The following is a 14,987-nucleotide window of genomic DNA, read 5'->3' as shown; positions in this document are numbered from 1 at the left end:
AAAGCTCCCTGGTTTCAGGGAGCAAACGAAACGTTCAGCACGATGTGTCGAAGCACGAGGAAGGCAATGATAAAGGAGGCTGCCAGCCCCAGCATCGTGAAGATGACGATTTTCTCAACGCGAGTAAATTTGACCTTCGTTTTATTCATCACGATCACCTCTTCCTCCATTATAATACATATCTGATATCCTATTCCAGAATGGTGAATCTGAAGATTTGCCTTTGCCTTCCTCGGGATTTTATGATTGTTTTTTGATGTATTTGGTCTGCTCCTGCCGTTATTCGTCTTTCAATCGTTTATCCTCGTCCTTGTGGCCTTCCGGATATCCTTGCTCCGATGTCACGCCGTTATTGAGCAGCTTTCGTATTCGGGCTGCCTCTTCCCGTTTCCGCTGCCCCGATCTTCGTGCAAGCCATAGGATGAGCAGAACGAAGGCCGCGATGACCAATAAGGGAAGTGAGCCGGAAAGGATGACGATAATCCATTGGATGATGATGGTGATCACATCGATGCTGCCCTGAAAAGCTTGGGAAACCCGCTGTCCGAGCGGCGCTTGAATGGCGGACGTTTTGGGATCATCCTTTTTTTCGGGCGACTCGTAAAGCCTGATTTCTACCGTGGAGTAAGACACGTTTTGATCAATGTAACGCATCCGGCCTTTCATCTGCTCGATTTCGGATTGAATGCGCTCCAGCTCGTTGGCAAAAGCGACAAGGTCGGTCGTTTTTGTTGCTTTTTTCATGAAGGCGACGTACTGCTCCTCCATGATTTGCTTGGCCTTAAGCCTGGATTCCAAATCGATGTATTCCTCGGTCACGTCCTGCCCTTCGATGCTTCGCTGCAGGCTTTCATGCGCAATGTTCTCCAAACGGTCTATAAAGGAGGAGAAACCGTTCGCAGGAACTTTCACAATAAACGTGCCGCCTTTTTCGCTGCTGGACTGGGTTTCGCTGAAATTAACAATATAACCGCCGGAAAGCGTCACTGTGTTCCGGACTTCCGACTGCGCTTTTCCATAGTCCTGAATCTCCATCACGATATTCGCTTTGTACATCAGCTTTTGGTTGAGGCCGCTTGACAAATCCTGCGAGTTAAACCCTGCGCCGGAAGTCTGGGCAGGCGATGGCATATTCGGAAGCTCAGCATCCGCCGATACCGGCTCCTCGGCGCTGTTCTTGCTCTTATCCGCCGTTTCGCTTTCGGCTTTCGCCGCACCTCCATCTGTTTTGTTTGAGGCTTGATCCGTCGATGTTACTTGCTTTTCGACGGGCGCGGCACTTCCGGCGCTTTTGTCTTGAGAACCCGAAGAGCAGCCGCTGACCAGCAATACGATAAGCATCAAAGCAGCAATCCATGAACCCCGCTTTCCCATATTTCAACCCCCCTGTAGATAAATATATTCCATTTTATCTACTAACGGTTCCATCATCTGGAAGGTTGCAGGCGCGCTAAAAAACTCTCCAAGCGGGACCATACCGGAAAAGCGCCTCCTCCGTCGCATAACGGAAGAGGCGCCAGTGTTCCCAAAGTTATTTCACAACGCTACTCCAGAAACGTGAATCTGAATATCTGCCTTGGCCTTCCCCTCGGCACCTTCTCGATTCCGGCTATCTCAACCAAGTCGTTGTCGGTCCACAATTGGAGCAGCCGATGTGCACTGCGGACGGTAATGTCCAGCAGGTGAGCGAGCTCATGGACCTTGTATTCATATTTACCCGAACGGGCACGCTGGTTCAGCAGCTTGCTCAAGTAGGCGCTCGTCATCCCTGCGTCCTCTGCCCGCTTGATCAGCCCTGCATCCGTAAAGGACAGCACCTCCTGCACAGGGTCGGACATCTCCAGCGGTCCGATCAGCGTGCCATCCTCACGCACGATAAAGCAGGCGTTGCCGCCCACCTCCTTGGATTTCCGCATCGCGATTCGCGCATTGGTTCCCGCCATGCTGGCCGACTGGCCAAAACCCATCCCGATGCTGAGCGAAATACCATAGCTTTTGTTCACGTCTTTAGCCAAGGGGATCGTTTTATAGCCGCCGGTTTCCCGTTCAAAGATGCCGCGTGTCGTGAAGAACAAATACTCGTCCCCGCCCAGATGGGTCAGATATCCGTCCAGCGATTCCACATAATCGAGCACCATCCGGTGAATGTCCAGCTTCAGCTTCTGCACCTCATGCTCATTATTCCGTCTTAACGCCTGGGTTCCAAAATCATCTATATTAATCATCCCAACAACGATTTGGCCTTCCCTGCTACGACGGGATGCCGTAGACAGCAAAGCCCGCTCCAGCGATACCACGATATCCTGATCGGAAGGCAGCAGCCACTCATTAGGGACCCCGAGCCTCGTCAGCTCATGGGCCACCGCTTCCACGCCCGTGAACGCAACGGAGCACGCGCCGGATTCATATTGTAGACGGTGAAAAGCAACCAGGTTCTCCTTCGGGGCATAAGCCGGTCCATCGTAAATGGCGGCCTGTACGGCCGGGATACCCAGATCCCTTATCGTCCGGACCACCATCGTCTCGGTTAAAGTATCCACCGATATGCCGCCAGCCAGTCTTCCCCGCTCCCCGGCATGGAACAACGCTTTATATAAACCCGCGTCCGTGACGGGGACATAATGCACAGGGATCGAGACCTGTCCGAGCTCCTTCACCTTGCGCTGGGTCAGCGGATCCGAGAGGAACAACACCTCAACCTCGCCTCCGATCCGCTCAGCCAGGGCCGGCGCTTCGTCATCATCCTGAAAAACAAGCGGTACGGGGTCAAAGGAAGGAAAGGTTTCAATGACCTTCATAATTTTATCAACGATCGTCTGGCTTCCGATAATACCGATACGAATTTGCTGGACAGGGAGTTGCCTCCGCTCCGTCATGTTTCATTCACTCCCATCTTTCCCATTGCCGGAAGCCGCTTATCGGCAAGCCGGGATGGATACCTAAATCATACCCGCTATCAGAAATTTGGCAAGTGAAAGAACCAAAAGCGAAGCAACTCCCACTTTTGGTTCTCAACCGATTCGTCATTCCACTCCAGTTCTAATTACTGCCATTTCTCCGGCACTTTCGACTGATGGCCGTTCTTGATTTCAGAGAAGAGGCTAGCAGCGGAGCTGGTCTCCGATTGAGGTGTGGCAGGGACAGGGACAATCTGGCTAATGAGCGCCATAAGCTGGTTAATATCCTCTTTTGTAGCCGGTTGCTTATGGCTCTTCAAGGTGTATCCCAGATTTCCGCTGACCTCCAGCGTAGCCCACTCCACGTCCGATATATTGGCGATTCCCGCCTGTCTTAGCCTCATCTCCAGCTTATCCACCGTGAGTCTCAGCTTGTCGAGACTGGCCTCATGAAGTTTGCCGTGTTCAATGACCACCACCGATTTGCCGGAGATTAACGTCTCCAGCCCGTCAGCCTTATACTCGATGTACTCCATAATAACCATAGAGAGAATGAGGACGGTAGCAACCCCGATCGTAACCCAATAGCCCTGACCGCTTAGAGGCTGTACGAGCAATGAACCAATCCCGATCATAATGACAACCTGCGTAATGGTCATCTGTGAGATGGATTTCCTGCCGCCGATCCGAAATAGGATGGTTCCGGCAACAATAATTCCCACCGCCTTCAAAATCATGATCCAGCTCACCCTTGGACCTCCCTTCCTTTTTAGGTATAGAGTTTCCCTCATTGGTACAATCTATCCATCTGCTACACACCGTAAATAGGCTTCTGACTGATCAGACTCCAAACCTCCTATAAAATACACACGGTGAAGAAATTAAACGGCTTATACGCCTGCTGCCTGCCTCTATAAACCCCCGCAAAAAAAGAGCCATTACGGCTCTTTAATCGACTTTCTTTCCTGGGCATATAACGATTCCATGCATCATGCGTAACGGTACAGTCCAGCCGGATGCTTGGATGCTGTCGGCCATATGCCGATTATTCACCCTGTGGCTACCAGCCTAATTCCAGCGTCTTCCCCGTCTCCGCATAGGTCTTCAGAATGCTCATGGTCATCCACCAGCCTTCCGCTGCCTTGGCACGGGACGGGTGATTTGGCGTATATTGATCATTGACGAGCGTCAGCTTGGTACAATTCCCTACCGGCTCGAGAGTGAATGTAATCCGAGACTCCAGCTCCTCATGATTGGCATAATACGACGGCCCCGGATGCTCGGACAGACTCAGTGTCTTCTGCGGCTCATAAGCCAGAACCTTCCCATAGACATGAACCGTCTCCTCCCCGTCATTCCCCGGACCCACATAAGCATAAGGCTCCCCGACTTCAAATGAAGATCTCAGTTCGCTCCCGAAAAAGGTGGCCCGCGTACCCTCCGGCGAAATTAAGACATCCCATACCTTCTCCGGCGAAGCACCGATATAAAACTCATATTGCAACGGCTCCATGCAGCTTCCTCCTACCCTCTATAAAATGCGCAGGAAGACCGACTTGTCCTCCTGTGATATGATGATGTTATCAAGCAGCTGCGATCCAAGTATTGTAAAAATGCGACAGGCTGCAACCTATGGAATCACTTCAAATCACAAGCACAAGTCCCGTATGGGGCCAGTGATCTATGGTCTATTGATCCAGGCCTGCTACGGATTAATTGGAGGTGTTTATGTCCATGATTCAGCATCCTCATCAGTCCAGCCTTGGCATTTTGAACATGAAAAGAGCCGGAGAGAAGTTCCAGCTCCTGCGAATTCCCCCATCCAGCGACCTTTCCTATTTCATCAAGCATTACTGGATCATTCATTGGGATTTAACCGGTCAGGAGCCTCATCTGCAGGATGTTGTTCCTAATCCTTGCGCAAACTTGGTCGTCCAGCTTCATCGAACCGCTTTTTACGGCGTATCCAGCACCAGGCATTCCCACCATCTGGAGGGGAGGGGCCAAGTATTCGGAATCAAGTTCAGACCCGGCGGATTCTATCCGTTCGTGAACACGTCCATGGACCGTCTGACGGATTCCTCCATAGGGACCATGGAGATTCTCCGAGTCGACTCCCATACGCTGGAACAGCAGCTATTGACCGCAGAAGAACCGGAGCAAAAAGTCAGGTACATGGAGGAGCTTATCCGCCGTGTTCTCCCCGAAGAAGACGAACAGATCGAACGGATTCATGCCATCATCGATCACATTCATCACAACCGGGACATCATCCGAGTCGAGCAGGTTAGCGAATGGTTCCAGATGAGCCCGAGATCACTTCAGCGCCTGTTCAAGCAGTACGTCGGGGTAAGCCCTAAATGGGTGATCCGCCTGTACCGGCTGCAAAATGCCGCCGAGATGCTTGAAGGCCTTGATCAACAGGATGCACTGCAATTGGCCATGGACATGGGCTATTACGACCAGTCGCATTTTATCCGGGATTTTAAAGCGGTGATCGGTAAAACGCCGGAAGTTTATATGAAGGAACGATAACCTAAAAGGAGGTTAACGCATGTATACGATACAGGCAATCGGAATGGTCCATAACGAAAGAAAGGCGATTCAGGATGATTACTGGGGGGATGTCATCTCGGAGATCAAGCTGGGCGAAGCGTGGGATGAAAGCTCCCTGGATGGGATTGAAACGTTCAGCCACCTCGAAATCATCTATGTATTCCATCTCGTCCAGGACGACAGCATCCAGTACGCGGCGAGACATCCGCGAAATAATCCGAGCTTTCCCAAGGTCGGTATCTTCGCCCAGCGGGGCAAGAACCGACCCAACAGACTAGGAGCCACCATGGTGGAGTTGGTAAGCAGAGAGGGCAGGTCCGTTTTCGTAAAAGGGCTGGATGCCATAGACGGGACTCCCGTCGTTGATATCAAACCTGTCATGGAGGAGTTTTTGCCGAAGACGCAGACCAAGCAGCCCGAATGGGCTACGGACATTATGTCCCGTTACTGGGAATAAGGATGAAGTACTTTATCCTATAACAAACAGCGCTGGCATGCCCTGTCCTTGAGTTCTAAGGACTGGCTTGGCCAGCGCTGTTTCTATGGAATCCATATCGATTAAGCCTACTCCTTGTGCATGACGAATTGAGCGATGTTCTTACTGTGGTCTCCGACACGTTCCAAGTTGCTCAGAATATCCAGATAGACCGCTCCAGAGTTCCCTGTGCACAGATTCTGGTTCAACCGCTGGATATGACTCTTGCGGAACCTAACTTCCATCTCGTCTAATTGCCGCTCATAGTCCAGCACCTCTTGAGCCGCGGCCACGTCATTATGCTCTAACGCAGTCAGCGCCCGTTCCACCGCCTTGTCGGCTAAGGACAGCATTTCCTTCAGCTCGCGCCCGGCTTCCTCTGAGAACTCAACCTTTTTATTAATGCTGAATTCGGAGAGCTCCACGATATTTTCCGCATGATCGCCGATCCGCTCAATATCGTTCACCAGTTGGAACCAACCGGAGGCTTTTTCGGACTCCCCTTCCGGCAATCCGTTCTGCTGCTGGATTTTCACCATATAATCCGTAATTTTCCGATTCAATTCGTTGATAAGCTCTTCCTTCTGCAGGGCGAGTTCCCCCACCCGGGGTTCCCTGCTGAAAAAGAAAGCAGACGCATCATTGAGCGTCTCTCGGGCATATTGCCCCATGCGCAGAATTTCATGCTGGGCTTGTCCAAAAGCGACAGCCGGAGTGGCCAGTAAACGTTCATCCAGATAAATCGCCTTAAATTCAATCTCCTGCATTTTGCCGGGAATGATCTTGGTTACGAGCCAGGCCAGAGTCGGAATTAGAGGCAGGAAGATCAGGGCATTGGTCGTATTGAAGATGCCGTGAGCGTACGCGATTTGCATCCGAATATTAACGCCTTCACCCAGCCACGCCACCAGAGAATGCACGGGAATCAGCAGAATCATGAAGATAATAGCACCGATGACGTTAAAGATGACGTGCACCAAGGCTGTTCGCTTTGCGGCGACTGTTGCGCCAATCGAAGCAAGCACTGCCGTAATGGTGGTCCCGATGTTATCGCCAAACAGGATCGGTAGCGATCCTTGCAGGCTGATCATGCCTTCGTCTGCAATCGTCTGCAATATACCGATTGTCGCGCTTGAGCTTTGCACAATCACTGTGAACAAAGTACCAACAATAAGAGCCAGGATCGGTTGGTCCTTTAGCTGGATCATAAAATCCGTGAAGGCAGGAAGCTGACTAAGCGGCTTCACCCCACTGCCCATAGTCGACAACCCTAGGAACAGGGTACCAAAGCCAAAAATCACTTGGCCAATATATTGAAATCTTTTCTTGTTAAAGAAAAATAAAAAGAACGCTCCTACCGCAATAATGGGCAGTGCATATTCTTCAATTTTGATCCCCACGATAAATGCAGTCATGGTTGTGCCAATGTTGGCGCCCATAATAACGCCTATGGCTTGTCGAAGTGTCATCAGTCCCGCATTGACCAGTCCGATCGCCATCACGGTCGTTCCTGATGAGGATTGAATCAGAATCGTGACACCGACACCGACCAGCACGCCCAGCACCGGGTTGGACGTGTATTTCTCCAGCAACCCGCGCATTTTGTCTCCTGCTGACTTCTGCAGTCCGTCCGACATGTACTTGATGCCGAACAGAAAAATGCCCAAGCCGCCTACAAACTTAAATAGGATATCCTGCCAATCCAAGAAAAAAATCCTCCTTTAGATGTCAACCTCGTAGTGTGGATATAAAAACCCTCTAATAATTTAGCATAATATCACAACAAGTTACACCTATCTAAGTATCGACATATTACGAGATCGGCAGACTTATTTCGACCGATGTCCCTCGCTCTTCCTCGCTCCGGATGACAATCCGGCCATTATGGCTCTCCATGATCCGATGGACGATCATAATGCCAAGGCCATTGCCGTCCGGCTTGGTCGTATGAAATGGCTCCCCAATCCGCTGGAGCACATCGTCAGTCATGCCAGAGCCGTTATCCGTAAAGATCACGCGTTGATATCCTTCCTGCACATCCAGATGAATGTGAATATTCCCGCCATGCGGCAAGGCTTCCATCGCATTCTTCAGAATATTAAGAAAAACTTGCTTAATCTGGTTCCGGTCGCATAGAATCGTAGCATTCTGCCCGATGTTTCGGGTCATTTCAATCCCGCTAAGCTCCGCCTGGATCGCAAACAAGTGGAGCACCTCATCCAGAATTTGACCGCAGTCCTCAAGCTTAAAGACCGCAGCCTGGGGTTTGCCCAAAATCATAAATTCCCCTACCATCAGATTGGCCCGTTCCAGCTCGGACATGATCAGATCATAGTGCCGAAGACAGGCCTCCTTATTCGCCAACTGGAGCATTCCCTTCACCGTGGTGAGCGGGTTACGCACTTCATGGGCGATGCTTACGGCAACCTGACCGGCAAACACCAGCTTTTCCGTATTCCGCAGTACTTCCTCCGTACGCTTCAACTCCGTAATATCACGAAGAAAACCTACCACCCGCATGAGCTGTCCCCCACGGTCGTAAGCAGGCTGAACATCCAGTATATAATGATTCATGTTTCCGGATATCTCAAGCGAAAGCTCTTCTCCGATGCAGATTTGCTGCCGGTGTATCACCTGCTCATAATACTCGCCAATCGGCTTAATACCAAACACCGAGCGACCCACATATTGGGTTCGTCTCCGATCACTGCCGCCTTTGTACAGCAGGCTTAAGCTGGTTTCGTTCATCTCCAGAATCTGACCCTTTGCATCGGTAATGATCACGCCATAATGATTCGTTCCGAGAAGCACCTGATTCAAGGTTTGCAGCTGCGTGTTCTGTTTGCGGGTAACCATCTCCCGTTCCAGGGAATCGGCCATCGTACACAGCAAAGCATGCAAATGTGGGTGAACAAACTCCCTGTTCGTCATTAGAGAAATGGTTCCTAGGATTTCCTTCCCATCCACGCTGTGAAAGGGAGCCGAATAACATGCCATACGGTGCAGAATGTGATGAAAATGATCCTCTCCTATCAACGTAAACGGACGTTCGTACCGGAGACACAGATCAATAGAGCTTGGACCATCTTCTTGGGAATAGCCGTTGCCCTCGGTGATACCCAAATACCGGGCTGTTTCTATGATGGTCGGGTCCCCTTCCATATCAAGAATGAATCCCTCGTTATCCGTAATCGTAATCACGACAGGGTTTCCTGATCCTGAAGAAAGAAACTTATTCACGAAAACCTGTATCACTTCGATGTATTCTTTATATTTTGCACGTCTTGCGGCCAATACTTCGTCATTCAATCGATTCGTATGTGTTGGAATCAGCTCCGGGTTCATCCCCTTGTCTATACACTGCTGCTTCGTTTGCCGAATGATCTCCTGATCGGTTATTTCACCACATCGATTATCCAAAACCACATACCCCTTTTTATCATACTGCCACTTTAATCTAACCTAACGTTTATTCTATCACTTTTATCGGCAAATGGAGCCTGCCAGTAAAACTTAATCGAATGTGAACATGGCAGCTTTCATCTTAACATTTATCAAGGTATACGGGATAAGCAGATATTTGGAAACATATTCTTATGTTCTCCTCCTGTTTATGTAACTATTTACAGCAAATATCCGTTTAGGATGTAAAGGAGATGAGAATCCATGTTCAAACCCAATATGGCTTACTTGTTCCTCATGGCTGTCCTATTTCTTGTAACAGCCTGTTCGAGCAATCCAGTTGAAGCGCCGGCTCCATCATCCGAACCTCCGACAACTGCAGTGGCGGACTACAACAGTACGGCGGAAAACGTATTTTCATTATATGAAGGAGAAGACATGAATACCGAGGATAAAGTCACGAACATGCTTGCTCAATTGGAAGGCATGGACTGGACAGAATACAACCGCCTGAGCAATGGCAAAACATTGGAGACTCTTGAGCTGCTGTATACCCACCGGTCCCTTATCAAACCCGAACATTACAGGAGCCTGTTCATGGCAAGCACCAATCTCGACGGTGCCTCTGCCGAGCAATACGCCGCCATCTCAGGAGAATTGTTTACCAGAGACACAACGGGCGTGGTTCGAGCACTCGCTGATTTGAGTGACAACGATATGAGGCAAAGCGTCATTTCCAATATTGCTTACCATCTTGGTTATCAGAATGTTACACAGGTGGAAGAAGAGCTCGAGCAATGGCAAACGAACAAGGAGCTGGATGATCCCGAGAAGAACGTCATCGCCTCTCTTATAGCTGCACTCAACAATCCGTAAATCTACGACATCCGTCAGAGATTATCGACAGCACCAAAAAAGAGCCGACCAAGATGACATCTTGGTCGGCTCTTCGTATCGATAAAACGAGGGTACACCTTATTGGTTCAGCAGGAACTCTTCTCCGGCAATACCTGGAGATGTCATATGATAAGGGTCCAGAATGACCTGGATCTGTTCCTCTGTCAAAAGACCCTGCTCCAGAATAATCTCCCTGATGCTTTGGCCTGTCTTTTGCGCTTCCTTCACGAGTCTGGAGGCTACGTCATAACCCAGATGCGGGTTCAATGCCGTAATAATGCCGTAGCTGTTATCCACGAAGTACTTGCAGCGTTCCTTATTCGCCGTAAGATCGACCATCAGATTCTTGTAGAACACATCCATGCCGTTCTTCAGGATTTTGAGGGAATGCATTAAGTTGTTCGCTGCGACAGGAACCATGACGTTAAGTTCGAATTGCCCGGCTTCGCATGCCAAACTGATCGTATGGTCATTTCCGATAACTTGGAACGACACCTGGTTCATGACCTCGGCCATCACCGGATTGACCTTGCCCGGCATAATCGACGAACCCGGTTGTCTTGCCGGTACGTTCAATTCGTTCAAGCCCGCTCTCGGACCGGAAGCCATCAAGCGGATATCGTTGCACATTTTCGAGAAATTCACGGCACACACTTTGAGCGCAGCCGACAATTCCATATACGCATCGGTGTTCTGGGTGGCATCGACCAAATCTTCGGCTTGCTTCAAGGAGAAGCCTGTCTGCTCAATTAAATGCTGGACGACACTGTGCATATAGTCCGGTGTTGCATTAAGCCCCGTACCTACAGCGGTCGCCCCCATATTAACGACTAGCAAGCCTTGCGCGGCCCGCTCGATCCGGTTGATGTCACGTGTCAGAACATTGGCATAAGCCCCGAACTCTTGTCCGAGTCGAATCGGTACCGCATCCTGCAGATGCGTGCGCCCCATCTTGATGACATCATCAAATTCCTTGGCCTTCTCCTGAATGCCGGCAACCAAGGTCCGGAACACCTCAAGCAGATCCTGCGTCAGACGGTAAGACGCGATGCGGATCGCCGTCGGGATGGCATCGTTCGTGGACTGCGACATATTAACATGATTATTAGGATTGCAGTAGAAATACTCGGCCTTCTGTTTCCCCAAAATCTCCAGCGCCCGGTTCGCCAATACCTCATTCATATTCATATTGATCGAAGTACCTGCTCCGCCCTGGATGGAATCGACAATAAATTCGGAACGGAGATTACCCGCGATGATCTCGTCTGCCGCCTCTATAATGGCACTGCCTATCTTTTTCGGCAGCAGGCCAAGCTCCATGTTCGCCAGGGCAGCGGCTTTCTTAACTTCGCCCAGTGCAGATATCAATTCTGCATGGATGGGTACCCCGCTGATCGGAAAATTCTCTACCGCCCTAACCGTATTAATTCCGTAATAGGCTTCCGCAGGAAGCTGTTTTTCCCCCAGAAAATCTTTTTCAATTCGATACTGCATATCCATGGACAACATCACCATCGCCTTTTGATTATTTTGTATCATGCTTGTCACCTGTTATCATCCAGCTTGCCCGGATATATACAGAATTCTGCCTTCCCACTTGAAATCCTCTATAGCTTACGCGTTTTGTTAGAGAATATTGAATGATATGTGCGAACGCGCAAAAAAAGAGGCCTTATCTAAGTATAATTACCCAGAAAAGACCCCTCTTACCCTATCTTTATGATTCTGTCTGTAGACCTAGATGGGGACACACCTGAACTAGAAGACGGTGGTCTTTCTATGCTGAGGGAAACCAACCGAGATGACGGCCCCTCCCTCCGTTCGATTCCCTGCCGTGATCAGACCTCCACAGCGCTCCACGATGGCGCGAGCAATGGCCAGACCCAGACCGGACTCCCCATTCTTGCCCTTCACAAACCGGTGGAACAAATACGGAAGCAGTTCCTCGGATATGCCCTCGCCATCATCGGAAACGGTGAGGAATACCCGGCTATTTTGGATACCGGCTTGAATGTATATATGCTTGCTCGCGTGCCTTGCTCCATTCGAAACGATATTCAGCAGCGCTTGCAGCAGCTTATCCCGGTCAGCATACACCATTAACGATTCGTTATCGCCATAGGAAGGATGTACGAACAGTCCCTTTTTCACCAAGACCGGATTGACTCTTTCGATCGTTTCCTCCACGAGCTCCTTCAAATTGACCGCCGTTGCCTTAAAGATATCGTCCTCGCTGTCCAGCTTCGCGAGCAGCGTCATCTCGGTCACGATATTGGTCATGCGGCTGCTCTCACTCATAATGATATCCAGCCCTTTGCGGATCTCCTCCCCTTCGAATACCCCGTCCCGAATTCCCTCCGCATACCCGGAGATGGACATGAGCGGCGACTTCAGCTCGTGGGATGCGTTCTGGAAGAATTGCTTCTGCACATGATTGTACCGCTCCAGCTCACCCGCCATTTCGTACACGGACTCTGCAACTACGCCGATCTCTCCGCTTGCCGATACCCGCTGAACTTCGGAGAACTGGCGCTCTTTCACCTTCTTCAATTCCTCCCGCAGCAGCATGAGCGGCTTAATCAATCTCTTGGTGATGAACAAGCTTAAGATAACCATGATTACGCCTCCCACAGCAAATACGAGCATCAAACGCCCCATCAGCGCCTGCTCAATGGCCTTAATCTTGCTGATCGGAGTGATCAGTGTCAGCGTCCCTTGAGGAACCGCCGTCACCTCGGTGAGGAATTGACCGCTCCCCGCTGCGGATGAGTACGAAGCCACATAGTCCGGACGAATCGCCTGACTTACCATGAATTGAGCGGAGGGAGTTACCGGAATCGAGCTGACCACATTCCCTTCGTTATCCTGGATGATTACGCCTACTTCCGCTACCTGTGCCGAGGTCAAGCCGCTAACCGCCAAAGGCGCACTCTCAATAGGAATGCTCTTGGCAGCGGCAGTTTCGAGTTTTGCCGTCAGCTCAGCCCCTATGGTCTGCATGTCCTTTCTCTGCGTCCCGATAAAATGGTCCATCAGCACATAATGAATCACAACCGCCGTCACGGAGAGCACGAGTATTAGCGACAAGGCAAACGCAAGATTGATCTGATGCACCAGCTTCATATCGATGATTCCTCCCCATCCACTCTCATTCGGTATCCATGCCCCCAGATAGCCTCGATCGGCAGCTGCTCCACCTTCTTGCGAAGCCGTTTAATGAGATGATCGACCGCACGGTCGCTTCCAAAATAGTCGTCGCCCCATACGGAGGTTAGCAGCTCATCCCTTGTAAACGCACGGTTCGGATGCTCGGCAAACACTTTCAGCATCTCGAATTCTTTGTTGGTCATATCCACTTCTTCCCCATCCCAGAACACGCGCCGCTCCTCCAGCATTAACTGAAGGCGTCCGTTGCTAAGCTCCGGAGAAGCCGGCGCAAGCCGCGGAACACGCTCCTCATGATGGAATTTGTACCATCGGTTCAGCTGTCGTTTGATTCGGGCAACCAACTCGCGCGGGCTGAACGGCTTGACCATGTAGTCATCGCTTCCCAGCTCAAGCCCCAGTATTTTATCCACTTCGCTATCCTTGGCAGAGATCATGATGATCGGGACCTCGGCCTCTGCACGGATCCGTCGGCACAATTCGAAGCCGTCCATGCCGGGCAGCATAATATCCAGCACCCACATATCCGGCGGATTCGTTCTCCACATCTCCCAGCCCTCCTCTGCCGTGCCAAGGCCAACCGTCTTGTAGCCCTCCTTGCGCAAATAAGCTTCCACCAAATTACGTATATGCTGATCATCGTCAACCACGGCGATGAGATAATTTTGGTTCATATATATAGACCTCCGGGCTTCATCTCCTCTCAGTATACCAAGCTGTAGGAAGATGAAGGGGATTGCCATTATTTTTCCACAAATACACCAATGTTCTGCCAATGCTGACTCGTACACTGGGTACTGTAAGACAAACCAACCCCACAAGGAGTGTTAAACGATGAAACACAAACTGTTTGGCAAGCTCGCCCTGTCCGCCGCCCTGCTTGGAACGGCAGCCGTCCCCGTACATGCATCAGGAGCTGACACAAGTGATGTACCAAAACAACCAGGCAAAAGCGCACCTATACAAGCCGCCACTACCATCTCCATTCTGCCGAACCCGCTGGAATTGGCAGAGAAATATGCACCGGAAACGGTACAGGATTGGAAAGAAACGCTTGAGAAGTACGGCAAGCTTGCCGGAGCCGAGGGAACCTTCTTCTTCTCGGAGGCTGCAGCTGTCGACGCAGACAACGGTGATGCACAGCCGGTTACGGGTGATGGCGAATTCGGAATTGCAATTGCCGTGAAGGCTACTCCGGCTGTAGATATCAACGGGTCCTCGGGCAGCGGGGATATCAAGGAATTCAAAGCGATCCAGATCAAGGAGTTTACTCCACTAGAAGGTACGGCAATAGAAGTAGCCGAAGCTGTTAAAACCGATGCCGGCATAGTGAAACACGACGTGATCCATAGCGAGGCAGCTGGTTTGGAGGCAGTGAAAATCAGCGATGAAGATCTGGCTTTCATCCATGCCAGAATCGACCTCTTCAAAGCCGTAGGTTCCAAGGACTCGGATGCCATTAAAGAGGCATTGGCGAAGCTGCTGGACCAATACAAGGAACAGATCGCTAAGCTGGAAGCTGAAGCGAAGTAAACTTATACGTCAGCAGCATCTAGCATCGGTCGGCGAAAGCCAACCGTACTTAACAGACAAAC

Annotated in this window: 14 protein-coding genes; 4 read left to right on the top strand and 10 right to left on the bottom strand. The window is 50.5% G+C overall.

What is annotated here, in order from left to right; genetic code table 11:
• Nucleotides 1-14: 14 nt before the first annotated feature.
• The 5 genes from MKY82_RS02795 to MKY82_RS02775 form a co-directional block, all read right to left on the bottom strand.
• Complete coding sequence (locus MKY82_RS02795) at nt 15-149, bottom strand: hypothetical protein (protein WP_256720511.1); 135 nt, start codon at nt 147-149, stop codon at nt 15-17.
• 130 nt (nt 150-279) lie between these two features.
• Complete coding sequence (locus tag MKY82_RS02790; protein WP_220686753.1) at nt 280-1,374, bottom strand: DUF4349 domain-containing protein; 1,095 nt, start codon at nt 1,372-1,374, stop codon at nt 280-282.
• A gap of 170 nt (nt 1,375-1,544) precedes the next feature.
• Nucleotides 1,545-2,876 carry a hypothetical protein gene (locus MKY82_RS02785; protein WP_220686754.1) on the bottom strand — a complete coding sequence of 444 codons (1,332 nt, stop codon included), beginning with the start codon at nt 2,874-2,876 and terminating at the stop codon, nt 1,545-1,547.
• A gap of 167 nt (nt 2,877-3,043) precedes the next feature.
• Nucleotides 3,044-3,646 carry a DUF421 domain-containing protein gene (locus MKY82_RS02780; protein ID WP_220686755.1) on the bottom strand — a complete coding sequence of 201 codons (603 nt, stop codon included), beginning with the start codon at nt 3,644-3,646 and terminating at the stop codon, nt 3,044-3,046.
• Between the two features lie 311 nt (nt 3,647-3,957).
• Complete coding sequence (locus MKY82_RS02775; RefSeq protein WP_194540654.1) at nt 3,958-4,410, bottom strand: SRPBCC family protein; 453 nt, start codon at nt 4,408-4,410, stop codon at nt 3,958-3,960.
• A 215-nt stretch (nt 4,411-4,625) separates the two neighbouring features.
• Between MKY82_RS02775 and MKY82_RS02770 the strand changes: the two genes are divergently transcribed.
• Together MKY82_RS02770 and MKY82_RS02765 are read left to right on the top strand one after the other, a co-directional pair.
• Nucleotides 4,626-5,432 (top strand): helix-turn-helix domain-containing protein, encoded by an 807-nt coding sequence (locus MKY82_RS02770; RefSeq protein WP_339221311.1) that lies wholly within the window; start codon nt 4,626-4,628, stop codon nt 5,430-5,432.
• 19 nt (nt 5,433-5,451) lie between these two features.
• Entirely contained in the window at nt 5,452-5,910 is a 459-nt protein-coding gene (locus MKY82_RS02765; RefSeq protein WP_194540653.1) for an SAM-dependent methyltransferase, read from the top strand.
• 107 nt (nt 5,911-6,017) lie between these two features.
• Here the strand turns inward: MKY82_RS02765 and MKY82_RS02760 are convergent, their stop codons facing one another.
• Nucleotides 6,018-7,634, bottom strand: a complete 1,617-nt coding sequence (locus MKY82_RS02760; protein ID WP_339295448.1) for a Na/Pi cotransporter family protein — start codon at nt 7,632-7,634, stop codon at nt 6,018-6,020.
• Between the two features lie 106 nt (nt 7,635-7,740).
• The gene (locus MKY82_RS02755; protein ID WP_194540651.1) at nt 7,741-9,354 is read right to left on the bottom strand and encodes an ATP-binding protein; all 1,614 of its coding nucleotides are present in this window, start codon (nt 9,352-9,354) and stop codon (nt 7,741-7,743) included.
• 240 nt (nt 9,355-9,594) lie between these two features.
• Between MKY82_RS02755 and MKY82_RS02750 the strand changes: the two genes are divergently transcribed.
• Nucleotides 9,595-10,206 carry a hypothetical protein gene (locus MKY82_RS02750; protein WP_339295447.1) on the top strand — a complete coding sequence of 204 codons (612 nt, stop codon included), beginning with the start codon at nt 9,595-9,597 and terminating at the stop codon, nt 10,204-10,206.
• A 99-nt stretch (nt 10,207-10,305) separates the two neighbouring features.
• Here the strand turns inward: MKY82_RS02750 and aspA are convergent, their stop codons facing one another.
• From aspA to MKY82_RS02735, 3 genes are all read right to left on the bottom strand, one after another.
• Entirely contained in the window at nt 10,306-11,727 is a 1,422-nt protein-coding gene (aspA, locus tag MKY82_RS02745) for an aspartate ammonia-lyase (protein ID WP_339296630.1), read from the bottom strand.
• A gap of 258 nt (nt 11,728-11,985) precedes the next feature.
• Complete coding sequence (locus MKY82_RS02740) at nt 11,986-13,350, bottom strand: HAMP domain-containing sensor histidine kinase (RefSeq protein WP_339295446.1); 1,365 nt, start codon at nt 13,348-13,350, stop codon at nt 11,986-11,988.
• Entirely contained in the window at nt 13,347-14,066 is a 720-nt protein-coding gene (locus MKY82_RS02735; RefSeq protein ID WP_194540648.1) for a response regulator transcription factor, read from the bottom strand. Before MKY82_RS02735 ends, MKY82_RS02740 begins: the two co-directional genes overlap by 4 nt.
• Before the next feature lie 160 nt (nt 14,067-14,226).
• Between MKY82_RS02735 and MKY82_RS02730 the strand changes: the two genes are divergently transcribed.
• A complete protein-coding gene (locus MKY82_RS02730; RefSeq protein WP_339295445.1) occupies nt 14,227-14,925 on the top strand; it encodes a hypothetical protein in 699 nt (232 codons plus the stop codon).
• Nucleotides 14,926-14,987 lie beyond the last annotated feature (62 nt).

Origin of the sequence: Paenibacillus sp. FSL W7-1279 (assembly GCF_037969845.1) — a bacterium.
Classification (GTDB): domain Bacteria; phylum Bacillota; class Bacilli; order Paenibacillales; family Paenibacillaceae; genus Paenibacillus_AQ.
Note: the sequence above shows the minus strand (reverse complement) of the source record. Positions and strands in the feature narration are given on the sequence as shown.